The 15,522-nt window shown below is 45.7% G+C and carries 14 protein-coding genes; 8 read left to right on the top strand and 6 right to left on the bottom strand.

Annotated elements, in window-relative coordinates; translation table 11 throughout:
- Window positions 1–15 precede the first annotated feature (15 nt).
- Complete coding sequence (locus B5X68_RS08095; RefSeq protein ID WP_082214202.1) at window positions 16–843, bottom strand: SGNH/GDSL hydrolase family protein; 828 nt, start codon at window positions 841–843, stop codon at window positions 16–18.
- Window positions 844–951: 108 nt separating this feature from the next.
- Between B5X68_RS08095 and B5X68_RS08090 the strand changes: the two genes are divergently transcribed.
- The gene (locus tag B5X68_RS08090) at window positions 952–1,512 is read left to right on the top strand and encodes a DUF4468 domain-containing protein (protein WP_082214201.1); all 561 of its coding nucleotides are present in this window, start codon (window positions 952–954) and stop codon (window positions 1,510–1,512) included.
- A 15-nt stretch (window positions 1,513–1,527) separates the two neighbouring features.
- Here the strand turns inward: B5X68_RS08090 and B5X68_RS08085 are convergent, their stop codons facing one another.
- The gene (locus B5X68_RS08085; protein WP_082214200.1) at window positions 1,528–1,872 is read right to left on the bottom strand and encodes a winged helix-turn-helix domain-containing protein; all 345 of its coding nucleotides are present in this window, start codon (window positions 1,870–1,872) and stop codon (window positions 1,528–1,530) included.
- A 249-nt stretch (window positions 1,873–2,121) separates the two neighbouring features.
- Between B5X68_RS08085 and B5X68_RS08080 the strand changes: the two genes are divergently transcribed.
- Window positions 2,122–3,369, top strand: a complete 1,248-nt coding sequence (locus tag B5X68_RS08080) for an SGNH/GDSL hydrolase family protein (protein WP_082214199.1) — start codon at window positions 2,122–2,124, stop codon at window positions 3,367–3,369.
- A gap of 121 nt (window positions 3,370–3,490) precedes the next feature.
- On the opposite strand, the gene B5X68_RS08075 is transcribed toward B5X68_RS08080, so the two are convergent.
- Window positions 3,491–4,081 (bottom strand): hypothetical protein, encoded by a 591-nt coding sequence (locus B5X68_RS08075; RefSeq protein ID WP_082214198.1) that lies wholly within the window; start codon window positions 4,079–4,081, stop codon window positions 3,491–3,493.
- A gap of 173 nt (window positions 4,082–4,254) precedes the next feature.
- Between B5X68_RS08075 and B5X68_RS08070 the strand changes: the two genes are divergently transcribed.
- On the top strand, window positions 4,255–4,554 hold the full coding sequence (locus B5X68_RS08070; protein WP_082214197.1) for a hypothetical protein: 300 nt from the start codon (window positions 4,255–4,257) through the stop codon (window positions 4,552–4,554).
- Between the two features lie 6 nt (window positions 4,555–4,560).
- Here B5X68_RS08070 and B5X68_RS08065 read toward each other — a convergent pair whose 3' ends face one another.
- The 3 genes from B5X68_RS08065 to B5X68_RS08055 all read right to left on the bottom strand — a co-directional run bounded on the left by B5X68_RS08065 (window position 4,561) and on the right by B5X68_RS08055 (window position 6,966).
- Window positions 4,561–5,325, bottom strand: a complete 765-nt coding sequence (locus B5X68_RS08065) for a methyltransferase domain-containing protein (RefSeq protein ID WP_082214196.1) — start codon at window positions 5,323–5,325, stop codon at window positions 4,561–4,563.
- A gap of 41 nt (window positions 5,326–5,366) precedes the next feature.
- On the bottom strand, window positions 5,367–6,470 hold the full coding sequence (locus B5X68_RS08060; RefSeq protein ID WP_082214195.1) for a Fic family protein: 1,104 nt from the start codon (window positions 6,468–6,470) through the stop codon (window positions 5,367–5,369).
- Between the two features lie 97 nt (window positions 6,471–6,567).
- Window positions 6,568–6,966: a GNAT family N-acetyltransferase gene (locus tag B5X68_RS08055; protein ID WP_082214194.1), complete on the bottom strand. Its 399-nt coding sequence runs from the start codon at window positions 6,964–6,966 to the stop codon at window positions 6,568–6,570.
- 113 nt (window positions 6,967–7,079) lie between these two features.
- Here B5X68_RS08055 and B5X68_RS08050 point away from each other — a divergent pair, with 113 nt between their 5' ends.
- The 5 genes from B5X68_RS08050 (at window position 7,080) to B5X68_RS08030 (ending at window position 15,300) form a co-directional block, all read left to right on the top strand.
- Window positions 7,080–8,600, top strand: a complete 1,521-nt coding sequence (locus B5X68_RS08050; protein WP_082214193.1) for an ArnT family glycosyltransferase — start codon at window positions 7,080–7,082, stop codon at window positions 8,598–8,600.
- Window positions 8,601–8,701: 101 nt separating this feature from the next.
- The gene (locus B5X68_RS08045; protein WP_229208333.1) at window positions 8,702–9,262 is read left to right on the top strand and encodes a TetR/AcrR family transcriptional regulator; all 561 of its coding nucleotides are present in this window, start codon (window positions 8,702–8,704) and stop codon (window positions 9,260–9,262) included.
- Between the two features lie 93 nt (window positions 9,263–9,355).
- Window positions 9,356–10,534 carry an efflux RND transporter periplasmic adaptor subunit gene (locus B5X68_RS08040; protein ID WP_082214191.1) on the top strand — a complete coding sequence of 393 codons (1,179 nt, stop codon included), beginning with the start codon at window positions 9,356–9,358 and terminating at the stop codon, window positions 10,532–10,534.
- A 134-nt stretch (window positions 10,535–10,668) separates the two neighbouring features.
- On the top strand, window positions 10,669–13,827 hold the full coding sequence (locus tag B5X68_RS08035) for an efflux RND transporter permease subunit (RefSeq protein ID WP_082214190.1): 3,159 nt from the start codon (window positions 10,669–10,671) through the stop codon (window positions 13,825–13,827).
- 51 nt (window positions 13,828–13,878) lie between these two features.
- On the top strand, window positions 13,879–15,300 hold the full coding sequence (locus B5X68_RS08030; protein WP_082214189.1) for an efflux transporter outer membrane subunit: 1,422 nt from the start codon (window positions 13,879–13,881) through the stop codon (window positions 15,298–15,300).
- The last annotated feature ends 222 nt before the right edge of the window (window positions 15,301–15,522 follow it).

The raw sequence follows: 15,522 nt of genomic DNA, 5'->3' as shown, positions 1-15,522 counted from the left end.
AAGTTAATTTTCACCTCACCGCAAACCATTCCACTTTTTCTCAATCATCTCAGCGATTATCTTGTAACCTTTGTCGGATGGGTGGAGGCCGTCGTAGGTGTTGTTGATCGCTTCGGGGGGATAGGGATATTCGTCTTTTTCAGGGTCGAAAGGAATGGTTGTGTAGTCGGGATATGTGTAGTTTTTATAATTACCGGTCGCAGGATCTTTCAGCTTTTTGAAATTGACCATGTTTTCGACTGTCATACCGCTTTCGTGAAAAAGATCAACCACCTTGATTTTTTCAAGCTTCCCAATTTCAACGACTGCGTTGGCAAAATCTTCGAGATTTTTGCCATTTTTAGGCTTATAGGATCCGAATGCGTTGTTTTTTTGATTGTTAATATAAACAAAATCGCCTCGCTGCATGGGCGTAATGAGAATAATTCTGGCCTTTTTGTTCAGCTGCCTCAGTTTATCGTTGATGATCCGAAATGCGCCGTAAACCGTCTTCGTACCCGTTTTCTGTTCATAATCCGAAATCGATCCCAGCTCTTTTCCCTGCCACCAATCATTAGTCCCCAAGAACACAGTGTAAACGTCTGCCTTCTGCAATTCCAGTGTCTCAATTTTGTCCGCAATGTTGATCGAAGTCCAGCCATTGTAACCTTTATTGATATACTCCACACGCGGATATTTCTCGGAAATCAATGTCAGATATCCCTTTGTAACACGGTTTCCCGTTTCATCTTTATGATCATTCAAATAGGTGATCGAATCCCCGATGGCAACCCACGAGATCTTTCTGGGTGCAGAGGCGAGGCAGGTCAAGAATAAAACAAAAAACAGCAAATACTTCTTCATATGGGATCAGGATAAGTTACAGGCCGAAGATATTAATTCCGTCCGAACTGCCAGTCGCTCATGCTGCCAAAACTTTTGTTATTACCTTTATCATTCCAAACATCCACAATGATCTTGAAACATTTAATCCTAATCCTGTTCCTTTTCGTCTGCCAGAAAGGCTTTTCACAAACCGGCCTGCTTCCGCTGGACGCCGAGAAAAATGTATTTTATTCCGATTCGGGCAAACCAAAAAAATCTAAATCAGAGATTTTCAAAGAAGCACAAAACTGGATCAGCAAGACATTTGGCAATTACGAAAATGCCGTAACATTTGAAGATCCGCAGCTCGGAAAATTGATCCTGACCAGCTATGCGCCAGTTTCTGGCATTGCTTACGAGTACGTGCGTTTTGATCTGACCATTGAATGCAAGGATGAACAATATAACGTGCGGATCGATAAACTCGATGGGATATCAACCACACACAGCCCTAAAAGACTGGGTACGAAAGATAATGATGCCGTTATGGAAAAGGAAGTAGCTGTAAAAACGGAGCAAACCAAGAAGAAACGCACCGAAGCGGAAACAGCGCTGAACAATGCGAAAGCCGACATTGAGAGCATTAATAACGCGATGTACAAACTAATGTCGGATCTCAAACTTTCCCTGACGCAATCGGCCAATTAATGGGTCCTGCATTTGTCAGATAAGCCCGGGAAGCTCGCTCTCTTCTTCGATCGCGGCGCGCAATTTCGTGTTGAGCTTGCTATATGCAGCCAGCACCGCTTTTCCGCGCTCGGTAAGCTCCGTTCCGCCTCCTTGCTTACCACCTTTTTGGGCCACAACATAAGGACTTTTTCCCATCGCATTCATTTCGTCGACCATGCGCCAAGCTTTTTTATAAGACATTTCCATTGCCTTGGCAGCCTTAGCAATAGAACCTGTATCCTGGATATGCACCAGTAATTCCGCCCTTCCCGGCCCGAAAAACTTGATCCCGTCCACGAAGACCCAGTGCATGAAACGTAGTTCAATATTTTTTTCCATCAGGATAAATCTGTCGGTTTATGGGTTCAATTTAAATATTTCTGCATTTGATGTGACATTTTGCGCGACCACCGGAAGATCAGCATTGTAACCGAACATTCATTCAAATGAACCGATTAAACGCCCAAACCTGCCTCACAATAAAACTATTCAGATAAATAATAAAATTTTATAAAGAAAATTTTTCGCTGTTTTTATTTTTAGTGAGGGGTTAACTGTTAAATTGGCAATTGAATCAGTCCGTTTACAATGTCTAAATCCCAGACCCGGCTGGTCATTTCGATGGCTGGTTTTTTTCTTCTTTCAGTAACCGTTTATAAATGGCAGGCATTCACACACTTTGCATGGACCATTATTTTATTTAAAATACTTGTTGCCTTTTCATTCCTGATGATCTTTTATGGCCTGGGCAGGCTCGCCAGGCTTCCTCTGCTCATTTGCCTGATAATTCCCTTATTGCTGGAAATCATTTCCTGGCGCTATATCAGGCACGTGATCACCGTAAATCAAACCGCCGACAGACCCAGCATTGGTGTGCTGGACCAGTGGATTCATTATCGGGATGTAGTTCAGTTTAACCGGCAGTTCAGCAGTTATTCGCAGGATTTGGGATACACATTACGGCCGGGAAGCGAGGGTTACCATCAGGATTTGGAATACAAAAACAAATACAGCGTAAATAAATCCGGGCTCCGTGACAACGACTATTCTCTAATAAGTCCCAGGATTATTTTTCTGGGCGACTCGTTTACAATGGGTTGGGGAATAGATCAGAACAAAACCTTTGCACATTTAACCGGCCAGATGACGGGCGCAAAATCCCTGAATGCCGGCATTTCTTCATATGGCACTTACCGCGAAATGCTCCTGCTTTCCAAATTACAGCGCGATTCCTGTAAAGTTTTGGTAATCCAGTACTGTGATAATGACCTGGAAGAAAACACCGCCAGAAACGACCCAAAAACCCCGCAAGAGTCATTAACGCTTGAAAAATTTGAGAAAGTCGGCATCTTTAACCGCTTAAACGAAGGCTATTTCCCTATGCGGTTTACGTATTTTTTTTTCAGGGAAAAGAATTTTTTCAAATACATTTTCACTAATCCGGTACAGGTTTGGCAAGATTCCAAAACCGCATTAATCTCCTGGACTTCGGGCAAGCCTATGCCAGACGGCAAACCTCTGGCCATAAAATCAGAAGCCATGGTTGCTGAACACACCCTGCAATTTTTCAAAATCCTGACCAAAATCCGTGCGATTTATGCTGGTCACATTGTCGTGCTGCACCTGGACGGCCGCTACACCAAGCCAGAGCTGATCAGCGGTTTTGAATCAGCAGGACGGAAAAGCCAGGACCCCAAACTGCATTTCTTGCGCGCTTGCGACCTGCTTACCGCCCGGGATTACTATCCGGTAGACGGCCACCTTAATGAAGCGGGACATCATAAAATTGCTGGCGAACTAACGCGTATAATTCAGGCAAAAGAGCTTTTAGAATAATACATTTGCCCGCTGAAACCTACTTCTGAACGTCTCAGCGAATTACATTTCTTGGCAGGTGGCGGAGAAATGGGCCAGCTTTTTCTGCCTGCAAAGCAAAATGGTTAACGATCCTAATCCGTCACACTGTTTTCCCCGCTGACTTTTCGGGCAGCCGGTTGATAAACCATAGCAAGCACATTGCATTAAAGACAAGCGTAAGGGGAATTACCGACAAATTTTTTAGCAAGAGAATAATGGTCCATTCGGAAGCATTGGCATGCAGGAGGCCACGCTCCCGCAGGCTGATGTACATACAGGTTTCATAAGCGATATGATCAATGAAAAGGTTGATCAAAAAAGAAATAATAAGGAAAGCTCCCAGATTCCAAAGCATTCTTTTCCAATGCAATTTGAATTTTTCCAAAGCCAGCTTCCGTTTCTGACTGCTATCTTTTTTCACAGAAAAAATGGCCACCGTCCTTTTTATCCCCGAACGGATATTTGTAACACCCAATGCAAACAAAAATATCAGCATCCTGGCCGACTGAATGATCATTTCCAATACAAAATGCAACGTGGAAGAAATTTCGCCGAAGGCTTTCAACTGGGCGGCACGGCCTAAGCCTGCGATCAGGCCGAGCGTGAGGATTACGAGAAAATGTTTTCTCAAAAAATACAAGGAATGATGCGTCCAATCCAGTGTTGTACGAAGGTCTGTAATGTTTTTCATAGCTAATGACGGTTAAATTCTGACCAATAAGATCTGCATTTATCACATCAAAATCAACACGTTGCCATCCTATTTTTTGTTGTTTAAAGAATAAAAATGCTTCTGCTTGCAACGTTTGGTTTGCTTTTCTTCTCCTTGTTTCAAACCCTTGCTATAAAAAGCATTATTACTCAATGGACTTCGAAAGAGAGATTACTTTGAAAACCGGGAGGTGTGTCAAAGTTTTTGCCAATGCTGTACAGAACCATTCGCGAATGGCTTTTGAGCTTATCGTGCTCGTAAAAGACCCGGGTGAAAACACCTTTTATCCCCCCATAGGCCCGAATCACTCCAAATATTGGCAATTGAAAAGATTAAATGAGCAGCTGGCCGGCATTTTGCAGCTTCGGCACAGCGGCATTTCGGATAAGGATTTGAAACAAATACTCTCCGATGTGGAAGAAATGGTCGCAGCCAGTGAAGCAAGCACTTAGATAGTATTAAAACAAAGCCGATATAATGATCCTTTTGAACGGATAAAAAACTGGCGATCCGGGGAATTTTGTTTTAAGTCTTAATTTGAATTCATTAACAAATCGCTGCCGGTTTTCACCATCCAGCTTTTGCACATAAGGAAGCAATGCGGTGCCCGAAGTCCATTCAAAAACAGCATCAGAATCTTTCAGCACCAGCGGATATATTTTTTCATAAACCGTGATCTCACTTCCTCCTTTTTCAAACAATATCCGCGCATAATCCTCAATATTCAAAACAGGAGATAAGCGGTGAAAGCCTGCCAGGTCCTTTTCAAACGGGTCTTCCTCAGACAATTGCAAAAGCATCTGATTAGTCACATTATGGTGCTGAGCAGGCATTTGAACTGCAAGCTGCCCGCCGGGTTTGATGTTTGAAATGATGCTTGGAAATAGCGTTTCGTGATCTTCAACCCATTGGATGGCCGCATTGGAAAACACAAGATCCCATTTCGACTTTGTGTCAATGCCCGCTTCGATTGTATTTTGTTCAAACCTGACTTGCTCATTGAGAAACGCTTTGGCATCATCCAGCATTTCTGCCGATGAATCGATCCCTAAAACACTCGACCCCGGAAGCAGTTCAGCCAACTTGCCGGTAAGCTCCCCCGTCCCACACCCCAGATCGATCACATCCAGATCGGGACGGATTTTTATCAATGCTATCAGATCCAGAAAAGGCGCAAACCGCTCTGTTTTAAACTTATTATAGGTCTCCGGATTCCAGGCCATTGGTTTTTGTTTGGTTAAAATATAGGATGTGAGCCAACATGCTAAATGTTCAATCCATAGCGAACACTCCTACCGCCGCCTGCCGCTTGTAAGACGTTCATTTCGAGCAATGTTTGCAGATCGCGGGTGGCCGTTGCTTTTGAGGTTTTTGCAATAGCCATGTATTTTTTTGCGGACATGCCGCCGTCAAAACCAGCCTGGCCGGCTTCCAGCATTCTTTGGATCACTTTCAGCTGACGGTCATTAAGCCGTTCTTTATGAAGGTCAAAAAACTGCGTTTTCTTCAATGTGAAATCAATCAGTTCCCTGCTTTCCCGTTGCGCCTGTAAGGTGATATTTACAAAATAATTGATCCAGTCCGTAATGTTGTTGGTTTGTTGCGCCTTTTTCAAAGCGGCATAGTAACCTTTTTTATCGGCTTCGATAGTGCGAGAAAGGCTCATCATTATCGGTCTTCCCAGCGTTTGCGATAATGTTTTTTCTGCGATCGCGCGACCGATACGACCATTGCCGTCTTCAAAAGGGTGGATGGTTTCAAAGTACAAATGGGCAATGGCGGCCCTGATCGGTGCACTGTTAATGACCTTACCTCCGCCCGGTGCAGTCTCGTTAAACCAGGCCAGGAAACCCTCCATTTCGGCCGGGACATTCATAGATGGCGGCGCCTGAAAATGCACCTCCTCTTTTCCGATACTGCCGGAAATCACCTGCATAGGCTCACTCCCGGTCCGCCAGCGCCCGACCTGAATCCGCGTTTCCGCAGTAAACAGCAGTTGGTGCCAGTCAAATAATGTTTTGTCCGAAAGTGGCTCTGCAAATGTCTTGCGCACATCCACCATCAGCGCGCCTATCCCGCGGGCTTTGGGGTCACGTACTTGCTCATGCTTCGCATTAAGGCCCATATTATTTCGGATGGATGACATCACATCCAGCCGGCTCAAAAATTCACCTTCAATTTCTGATGTTTTAATAGCCTCGGAAAGCATTAGCTGCAAAAGCGATTCCTCCTGAATAACCGGCGGGAGCGATTTGAGTATGCCCGTAATTTCACCGGTTTCCATAGCAAAGTCGTAAAGCACAGCCTCAACATCTCTAAAAGAAAAAGTAAAATTTGGCCAGTCCGAAAGTTCCCAGTTGTAAGCCATGAGCCGATTAAATTGTCTATTCGGCTCAAATATAGGTAATTTTTGAGCCGAATAACCGAATTATTCGGCTCAAATACATTCTATATACTAATCTGGATTATTTAGTCCTCAAAATAGTAAAGCCCCGATTCTCCTTTACAAAGCCAATCTTAGGATAATATTCCATAGCAGTCGGCACGGAAAGCAATAGAATGGTGGTTTGCTCGCCGACTTGCTCTTTGGTAATGTCGATCAGTTTCTTGCCGATGCCTGATTTTTGATAATCTTCATGAATAGCCAGATCCGCGAGGTAACAGCTCCAAGCCCAGTCCGTGATCGAGCGCGAGACGCCGACCAATTTGTCGCCGTCCCAGGCCGAGACGATCAGATTTGAATTTTGATAAATCCTGCCGATGCGCTCTGCGTCGTGGGTAGGCCTGGGCAACTTGGCACTGTCGTACAACTCTATCACCTGCCCGGGCGACGGCACAACGTCGGTTTTGTAAGTTATTTCCATCTTTCAGCTAATTATGATAAAAAATTTCAGGTTGCCGGTCAAAAGTCACCGGCGAATCGCCAACTTAGTTACATTCAAACGAAAATAAGAGAAATCGCCCTTAACCTCCTATAATGACAAAGAAAACGCTGATCCTCTGCTTTTTTATCCTCATAAAACTCACCCTGCATTACGTGATCATTGCACCCGGATATGATCTGCACAGGGACGAGTATTTGCATCTGGACCAGGGAAAGCATCTGGCCTGGGGATATTTGTCGGTGCCGCCGTTCACTTCCTGGAATTCCTACATTATTCTTCTTCTGGGCAATGCTGAATTTTGGGTGAAATTTTTCCCGGCACTCTGGGGCGCACTGACGCTGGTTGTTGTCTGGAAAGCCATCGAAGTGTTGGGCGGAAATTTATTTGCATTGATTTTAGGCGCAACAGCAATCACGTTTTCTGTGCTGTTGCGGATGAACATGCTTTATCAGCCCAATTCGGTAGACATTCTCGGATGGACGTTGCTGTATTTTTGTTTGTTACATTATCTCAAAACAGAGCAGAATAAATGGCTCTACATTGCCGCCGCCGTCTTTGGGTTTAGTTTTTTAAATAAATACAACATCGTGTTCCTGGCTGCGGGCATTGTCCCTGCTCTTTTGGTAACAAAAAATTATAAAATATTCACAAACAAAGCATTATATATGGCTGCATTCATTGCGCTGATCATTATTTTACCAAATTTGCACTGGCAGTATCAGAACAATTTTCCGGTTATCTATCATATGAAGCTGCTTGCTAAGTCACAGCTGGTGAATGTAAACCGGATTGATTTTTTGAAAGAGCAGCTGCTTTATTTTATCGGCTCGATCTTTATTTTAATCGCTGGTTTTGCGTCATTTTTCATCTATCCGGCATTTCGAAAATACCAGGCATTTTTCTGGTCACTGGTGTTTACGCTGGCCCTGTTCACTTACCTGAGGGCCAAGGGATATTACGCTGTCGGGCTCTATCCGATCTTCATTGCGTTTGGATCGGTGTATCTGGAACGGCTGTTCCAAAACCGACTGACTTGGCTGCGACCTGTTGCAATTGTAGTTAACCTGGCCATGTTCGTCCCCATTTTCATGGTGGCATTTCCCATAAAAAGCCCATCCGAAATAGCACGAAATTCAAAACCTTACCAAAAGCTGGGATTGCTGCGCTGGGAGGACGGAAAAGACCATGAACTGCCCCAGGATTTCGCCGATATGCTTGGCTGGAAGGAACTTGCGCAAAAAGTGGATGCTGCTTATGCAAGGATCGATGACAAAAAACACACTGTGGTGCTTTGCGATAATTATGGACAGGCAGGCGCAATTAATTATTATTCCAAATTCAAAAACATTCAGGCGGTTACGATGAATGCGGATTATATTAATTGGGTTCCGCTTGATGAAGAGATCAAACATGTCATACTGATTCAAAATGCGGACGATGACGACCCGGAGCGGAACAAAGAAAAACCGCTCTTCCAGACAATCCGCCGTATAGGAAAAATTGAAAACCGCTACGCACGGGAGCATGGAGCGAGCATATATGTGCTGCTGGACGCGAAAGTTTCCATCAACGCGGTCCTGAAAAGTGATATCGAAGAAAACAGATGGCATTAAGTCTTGACAAAATCAAAAAACGCCACTACCTTTGCTAACACCGTTAGCTATTTTTTATCAAAATGGGCATTCTCGAAAGAAGGATAAGGCAAAAAGAAAACATGCGAACCAATATTTTGTCCGTGGCCTTACAGCTGGTTAAGGACGAAGGCTGGCAATCGCTGTCCATCCGGAAAATTGCCGATGCCATAGAGTACAGTGTTCCGGTGATTTATGATCACTTCGAAAATAAAGAAGCCATCCTTTTTGAACTTTCTATGGATGGTTTTCGGTTGCTGGAAAGAACGCTCGAAAAGAACAAGAAAAAATATCCCAATCCCGAGCAACTGCTCAAAGCACACGCTGAGGCCTATTGGAGCTTCGCATTTAAAAATCCCGAGTATTATCAACTCATGTACGGACTGGGAATGCCTTGTTCCGGGACTGGTAAGGTCAAGCCGCAGCTCAATTGTTTCCGCGATTACATCGGGCAAGCCATTGAAGGAATAGTAAAAGAAAAAAAATCAACCGACGATGAAACCTGCTTCAAAATTTATGCGTTCTGGTCGGTACTGCACGGACTGATCTCGATCGTAATGATGCGCTGCTCGGACATCGACGACTCTACAATGAACAAGAAAGTAATGGATGACACGGTGGAAGCCTTCATAAAAAATTTATAATTTTTTTGAAAATAAGCTAACACCGTTAGTTATAATAACCACACTATCTCTTAAAAAAGTCTATTTCCACCACAAAAAACAACCTTCATAGCCATGAAAAGCACTCAACTAACCACAACAAGAAAGCTTGTCTCATTTTTACTTCTGGCTACACTAACCGGCGCTCTTTACAGCTGCGGGTCCACCACAGCCAATGCTCCGGCCGAAATGCCAGCCCAATCATTGCCCGTTCTCACTGTAAGTGACCACCAGGTTACAGCGCACAGGGAATTCACCGCATCCATCGAAGGAAGCCGCGATATCGAGATACGTCCGCAAGTGGATGGTTACCTGGATAAAATCTCGGTTGACGAAGGCGCGTATGTAAGAAAGGGTCAGGTGCTGTTTCATATCGACGCACGTCCTTATTCCGAACAGCTGAACACGGCAAACGCAAGTCTGCAATCTGCAAAAGCAGCATTGGAAAGCGCGGCCATTAATGTTGATAAACTCACACCGCTTGTGGCAAACAATGTTGTTTCGGATGTGCAGCTGAAATCTGCAAAAGCAGCCTACGACGCAGCAAAAGGCAATGTTGCGCAGGCGCAAGCTGCGGTGGACGCTGCCAAAATTAACATTGGATACACGTCCATCAAAGCACCCGCGGATGGTTATATCGGAACGATTCCTTTCAAAACGGGAAGCCTTGTTGGCAAAGGAACAATGGAAGCGCTCACTGTACTGTCTGAAACCAAGGACATTCACGTCTACTTCTCAATGAGCGAGCTGGATTTTCTTGATTTTAAAAATCAGTTTCCCGGCAAAACCGTGGAGCAAAAGATCAAGCAAATGCCTGCTGTTGAGCTGCTTTTGGCCGATAACAGCGTTTATCCGCAGAAAGGAAAAGTGGAAGTTGTGGAAGGCCAGTTCGACAAAACCATGGGCGCCATCAATTTCCGGGCAACATTCCCCAACGTAAACGGACTGCTCCGTTCAGGCAACACAGGAAGGATCCGGATTCCCAGGGAGCTTACCAAATCCGTCCTGATTCCGCAGGAGGCCACATTTGAATTGCAGGACAAAGTCTTTGTTTACACCGTTCTGGATAGTAACAAAGTAGAAGGCAGGCCCGTGACCGTATCAGATAGAAGCGGTCGTTACTACCTGATTTCCAATGGCTTAAAGCCAGGAGAAAAGATCGTATACAACGGCCTGGACAGATTAAGGGACGGAATGGCCATTGCGCCGCAAAAAATGTCAATGGACAGTTTGCTGCTTGCAAATCCTATTTGAGCTGATCTAAAACAAGAAGTGGTCCTACCCAACGAATAGCGCCATAGCGTTTGAAATGCTATGGACCGCTATCCGTACGCAAAAACAAATTCACTCAACAATGCTCCGGCGCCCCGGGGCAAAACAGAATATTTATGTTTCAGAAATTTATAGAAAGGCCTGTCCTTTCGACGGTTATCTCCATCCTTATACTATTGCTGGGGGGTATCGCACTGACGACATTGCCTATTACCAAGTTCCCCGACATTGCTCCGCCAACTGTGCAGGTTACAGCAGTTTACCCGGGTGCAAACGCAGAAGTGGTTGCCCGCGCGGTAGCCACGCCGATTGAAGAAGCCGTGAATGGTGTTGAAAATATGACATATATGACGTCCTCGTCCAACAATGACGGCACGATGGCGCTGAACGTTTATTTCAAACAAGGCACAGACCCGGATATAGCGGCGGTCAACGTGCAGAACCGCGTTTCAAAAGCGGTGAGCCAGATTCCCCAGGAAGTGGTTCAGGCAGGGATTTCAACGCAGAAACAGCAGAACAGCATTATCATGTTTGTGGCCTTGTCCAGCGAGGACAGCACTTATGATGAAACGTTTTTATTAAATTATATCAAAATAAACCTGGTGCCCCAGCTGCAACGTATACCCGGTGTCGGACAGGCCCAGCCTTTCGGAACACGGGATTATTCGATGCGTATCTGGCTGAAACCGGACCGGCTTGCGGCCTATAAATTGTCGCCCCAGGAAGTCACCGACGCCATTCGTGAGCAAAGCCTCGAAGCTGCTCCCGGCCGTTTGGGAGAAAGTAGCAAGGAAGTTTTCGAATATGTATTGAAATACAAAGGAAAACTGACGCAAAATGCTGAATATGAAAACATTATCGTTAAAGCAAACAGCGACGGTTCGGTGATCCGGTTGAAAGACCTGGCCCGGGTTGAATTTGGTTCTTACACCTATTCATCCAATGGTAAATTAAATGGTGACGCATCTTCCGGTGTAGCCGTTTTCCAGACTGCGGGAACCAATGCAAATGAGATCCTGATCCAGGCAGAAGCATTGCTTGCAGATTTTGAAAAAACACTTCCCAAGGGGATGAAAACGACCATTATGTACAATTCCAAAGACTTTTTGGATGAGTCGATCGGTCAGGTCCGCACCACGCTGATAGAAGCCTTTATTTTGGTTTTCATCGTTGTATTCATCTTCCTGCAAGATTTCCGCTCCACCTTGATCCCCGCCATTGCAGTTCCCGTTGCGATTGTAGGAACATTTTTCTTCATGCAGCTTTTCGGCTTTACGATCAATTTCCTGACACTCTTTGCGTTGGTTTTGGCCATTGGGATTGTGGTCGATGATGCCATTGTCGTCGTCGAGGCCGTCCATTCCAAGATGGAGCTCACGCATATGGATGCCCGGCCGGCTACAAAAGAGTCTATGAACGAGATTTCAGGCGCGATCATTTCGATTACGCTTGTGATGGCGGCAGTGTTTGTTCCTGTGGGTTTTATGCAAGGTCCGGCCGGGGTCTTCTACCGGCAGTTTGCCTTTACGCTCGCCATTGCCATTTTGATCTCAGCGCTTAATGCCTTGACGTTGAGCCCCGCACTTTGTGCATTATTCCTGAAAAACCCACATACGAATCAATCGCATGACGGTCATATGGTGCGCAAAGGCTTCTCGGCAAGATTCTTTTCGGCATTCAATACAGGTTTTCAGACCATGACGGACAAATATATCCGTAGCCTGCAATTCCTGGTGAAGCGTAAATGGATCACCATCGTTGGCTTGCTGGTAATCACGGGTTCCACGCTTTGGCTTACTCAAAAAACACCAACGGGTTTTATCCCTACTGAGGATCAGGGTTTCTTGCTTTATGCGCTTAATACACCTCCGGGAAGCTCGCTGGATCGCACGCAAAGAGCAATGGCTCAGGTAGACAGCATCGTTAAAGGCTCACCTATTGCCGAAAACCGCTATATCGTGGAAGGGATGAACATTATTTCCAACTCCAATGCCTCTCCTTATGGGGTTGGTTTTATTAAAATGAAACCCGAAGCAGAGCGTGGCGATGTGAAGAATTTTGATCAGATCGTGGCCATGATGTCGCAGAAAGTAAGGGCGGTAAATGACGCCAATGCCTTTTTCTTCACATTCCCGACTGTCGATGGTTTTGGTAATGTCAGCGGTTTCGAATTTATGTTACAAGATCGCGGCAACGGTTCCCTTGAAAAGCTGAGTGCGACAACGAATAAGTTTTTAGCTGCTTTGATGCAGAAAAAAGAGATCGCTTATGCCTTTACGACATTTGCAACGGCGAATCCGCAGTACATGCTTGAAATCGATAATGCCAAAGCCAAGCAGCTGAACGTGCCTGTAAATGAGCTTTTGCAAACACTACAAATCTATTATGGCAGCAGCTTTGTCTCGGATTTCAACCGTTTTGGAAAATATTACAGGGTTATGGCGCAAGCCGATGCCTCCTACCGTGCCAATCCGGCGTCTTTGAATAATATTTATGTCAAAAACACCGAAGGAGAAATGGTGCCGGCCAACCAGCTCGTAACATTGAAACGCGTTTTCGGGCCTGAAACAGTAACACGCAACAACCTGTACAATGCAGTGGCGATCAACGGAACACCAAAACCGGGTTACAGCACGGGTGACGCCATTCGCGCGGTAAGAGAAACTGCGGCAGAGGTTCTGCCCAACAATTACCGCACGGAATGGACTGGCATGACGCGGGAAGAGATCAACGCCGGCTCACAGATCCTATTGATCTTCGTTTTGAGCCTCGTGTTTGTGTATTTCTTGCTGGCAGCACAATATGAGAGCTATATCCTGCCATTTGCGGTGATACTTACCATTCCGCTGGGTGTTTTCGGGGTCATGCTGTTTATCAATTTATCAGGCATTGAAAACAATATTTATGTGCAGGTAGGTCTGATCATGCTTATTGGTCTGCTTGCTAAAAACGCCATTCTGATCATTGAATATGCCGTGCAACGCCGCAGAGCAGGCATGAGCATTGTCGAGTCGGCGATGGAAGCTTCGCGGTTGCGGTTAAGACCCATCTTGATGACATCTTTTGCCTTTATCGTCGGTCTGATTCCGTTGATGAGAGCAACGGGCGGCTCAGCTTTGGGCAACCGGTCGATCGGAACGGGCGCGGTTGGCGGCATGTTAACGGGCGTGATCTTCGGGATTTTTGTGATCCCGGTTCTGTATGTCATTTTTCAATATTTACAGGAAAAAGTAGTCGGTAAGCCCAAAGAGCTTCGCGAAGGTCTGGAACATTAACCGGCCTTTTTGAATACAAAAAACCGACTATCATAACAAAGAACCACAATTATGAAACTGAAATTTAGTCAAATATATATCCCGCTTTTCATGCTGCTGACGGTGCTGGCGGCCTCCTGCAAAGTGAGCAAAGATTATCAGCGACCCGAGCTTGCATTGCCGACGCAATACCGCAATGTTGCATTCGCAGACACTGCCACCATTGCGGACGTGGAATGGAGAAAATTCTTCCCCGACACAACCCTGCAAAGGCTGATCGAGCGCGGGCTGACCTATAATTACGACCTGCAACTGGCCTTAAAACGAATCGACGTTGCCGAACAGCAGGTAAAACAGGCGAAGTATTTACAGATTCCCTCGCTGGACCTGCAAATCACAGGAACTTATAACCGCCCTTCCAGCAACAGTTTGAACGGGATAAGTGCAGCCAATTTCTTAAAATCAAAGCACATTGAAAACTATCTTGGCGCCGTTAACCTGAGCTGGGAAGCGGATATCTGGGGCAAGATCCGCAGACAGCAACAAGCCACATTAGGACAGTATCTGCAAACTTATGAAGCGACAAAAGCTGTTCAAACCAAGCTCGTTGCCGACATTGCCAAAGGTTTTTTTAATCTGTTAATGTTGGATAAACAACTTGCAATCGCGAAAAGCAATCTGGAATTGAGCGAAAATACATTGCGCCTGACGCGCCTTTTGAAAGATGCCGGCGAAGTCACGTCGCTCTCGATCCAGCAGTCCGAAGCGCAGCGCGAATCCATTGCTTTACTTCTTCCGCAGCTTGAACAGGACATTGCTATTCAGGAAAATGCCTTGCAAATTCTGACGGGACAAATGCCCGACACGGTTGCCAGAAAAGTCCAGCTATCCGATTTTAATGCCAATGACAGTCTGGCAACAGGCGTGCCGGCGGCCGTGGTAAGCCGCCGTCCCGATGTTCGTGCAGCGGAAATGTCCGTTCTTATCGCCAATGCGCAACTGGGGATTGCCCAGGCCAGCATGTATCCGTCGCTGATCATTACCGCAGGCGGCGGGATTGAATCATTCAAATCCAGTAATTGGTTCAACATTCCCGGATCGCTGTTTGGTTTGGCGGCCGGAACCATCGCCCGACCGATCATTGCAAGAAGGGAGTTGAAGACCAACCTGGAAGTTGCTAAAATCCAGCGCGAGCAATCGGTGATCGAGTTCCGTCAGTCGGTGCTGAATGCGGTTGGAGAGGTTTCCAATTCTTTGATCCAAACCCAAAAACTGAAAGAACAGGAAGCCATCGCAAACAACCAGGTGAACATTTTGCAGCAAGCCATTACCAATGCTCAACTGCTGTACAAAAGTGATATGGCCAACTACCTGGAAGTGATTACCGCCCAGGGAAATGCTTTACAGGCCGAGCTGAACCTCGCATTCATCCGCAGCCAGTCACTGATAGCCCGAGTGGATCTTTACCGGAGCCTCGGCGGCGGCTGGAAATAATGTTTCCCAAGATCATTTATTAGCCATGATTTAGTTTAATGCAGCAAGGCGGAAAGCCGGAGACCTCAAATGGTTTCCGGCTTTTTGCCGTCATGTGTGCCAAAGCGATTATTTGTCGCAAATTCCCCCTCTAATTGTCACCGGATCACCTGTTTTGGGACATTTACTCTTATTAAATTTGTAGCGTCGAATTTTCACTTCATCAACATCGCAACCGGCGCG

Source organism: Dyadobacter psychrophilus (assembly GCF_900167945.1).
Taxonomy (GTDB): domain Bacteria; phylum Bacteroidota; class Bacteroidia; order Cytophagales; family Spirosomataceae; genus Dyadobacter; species Dyadobacter psychrophilus.
The sequence above is the reverse complement of the archived record's forward strand: the minus strand, read 5'-3'. Positions and strand labels throughout refer to the sequence as shown.

What these genes read in the sequence shown, in the direction of transcription:
- B5X68_RS08070 (WP_082214197.1), top strand. Translation starts at nt 4,255, where the DNA reads ATGGACTTCGAAAGAGAGATTACTTTGAAAACCGGGAGGTGTGTCAAA.
- B5X68_RS08045 (WP_229208333.1), top strand. Translation starts at nt 8,702, where the DNA reads ATGCGAACCAATATTTTGTCCGTGGCCTTACAGCTGGTTAAGGACGAA.
- B5X68_RS08085 (WP_082214200.1), bottom strand. Translation starts at nt 1,872, where the DNA reads ATGGAAAAAAATATTGAACTACGTTTCATGCACTGGGTCTTCGTGGAC.
- B5X68_RS08050 (WP_082214193.1), top strand. Translation starts at nt 7,080, where the DNA reads ATGACAAAGAAAACGCTGATCCTCTGCTTTTTTATCCTCATAAAACTC.
- B5X68_RS08090 (WP_082214201.1), top strand. Translation starts at nt 952, where the DNA reads ATGATCTTGAAACATTTAATCCTAATCCTGTTCCTTTTCGTCTGCCAG.
- B5X68_RS08075 (WP_082214198.1), bottom strand. Translation starts at nt 4,081, where the DNA reads ATGAAAAACATTACAGACCTTCGTACAACACTGGATTGGACGCATCAT.
- B5X68_RS08055 (WP_082214194.1), bottom strand. Translation starts at nt 6,966, where the DNA reads ATGGAAATAACTTACAAAACCGACGTTGTGCCGTCGCCCGGGCAGGTG.
- B5X68_RS08095 (WP_082214202.1), bottom strand. Translation starts at nt 843, where the DNA reads ATGAAGAAGTATTTGCTGTTTTTTGTTTTATTCTTGACCTGCCTCGCC.
- B5X68_RS08060 (WP_082214195.1), bottom strand. Translation starts at nt 6,470, where the DNA reads ATGGCTTACAACTGGGAACTTTCGGACTGGCCAAATTTTACTTTTTCT.
- B5X68_RS08080 (WP_082214199.1), top strand. Translation starts at nt 2,122, where the DNA reads ATGTCTAAATCCCAGACCCGGCTGGTCATTTCGATGGCTGGTTTTTTT.
- B5X68_RS08040 (WP_082214191.1), top strand. Translation starts at nt 9,356, where the DNA reads ATGAAAAGCACTCAACTAACCACAACAAGAAAGCTTGTCTCATTTTTA.
- B5X68_RS08030 (WP_082214189.1), top strand. Translation starts at nt 13,879, where the DNA reads ATGAAACTGAAATTTAGTCAAATATATATCCCGCTTTTCATGCTGCTG.
- B5X68_RS08035 (WP_082214190.1), top strand. Translation starts at nt 10,669, where the DNA reads ATGTTTCAGAAATTTATAGAAAGGCCTGTCCTTTCGACGGTTATCTCC.
- B5X68_RS08065 (WP_082214196.1), bottom strand. Translation starts at nt 5,325, where the DNA reads ATGGCCTGGAATCCGGAGACCTATAATAAGTTTAAAACAGAGCGGTTT.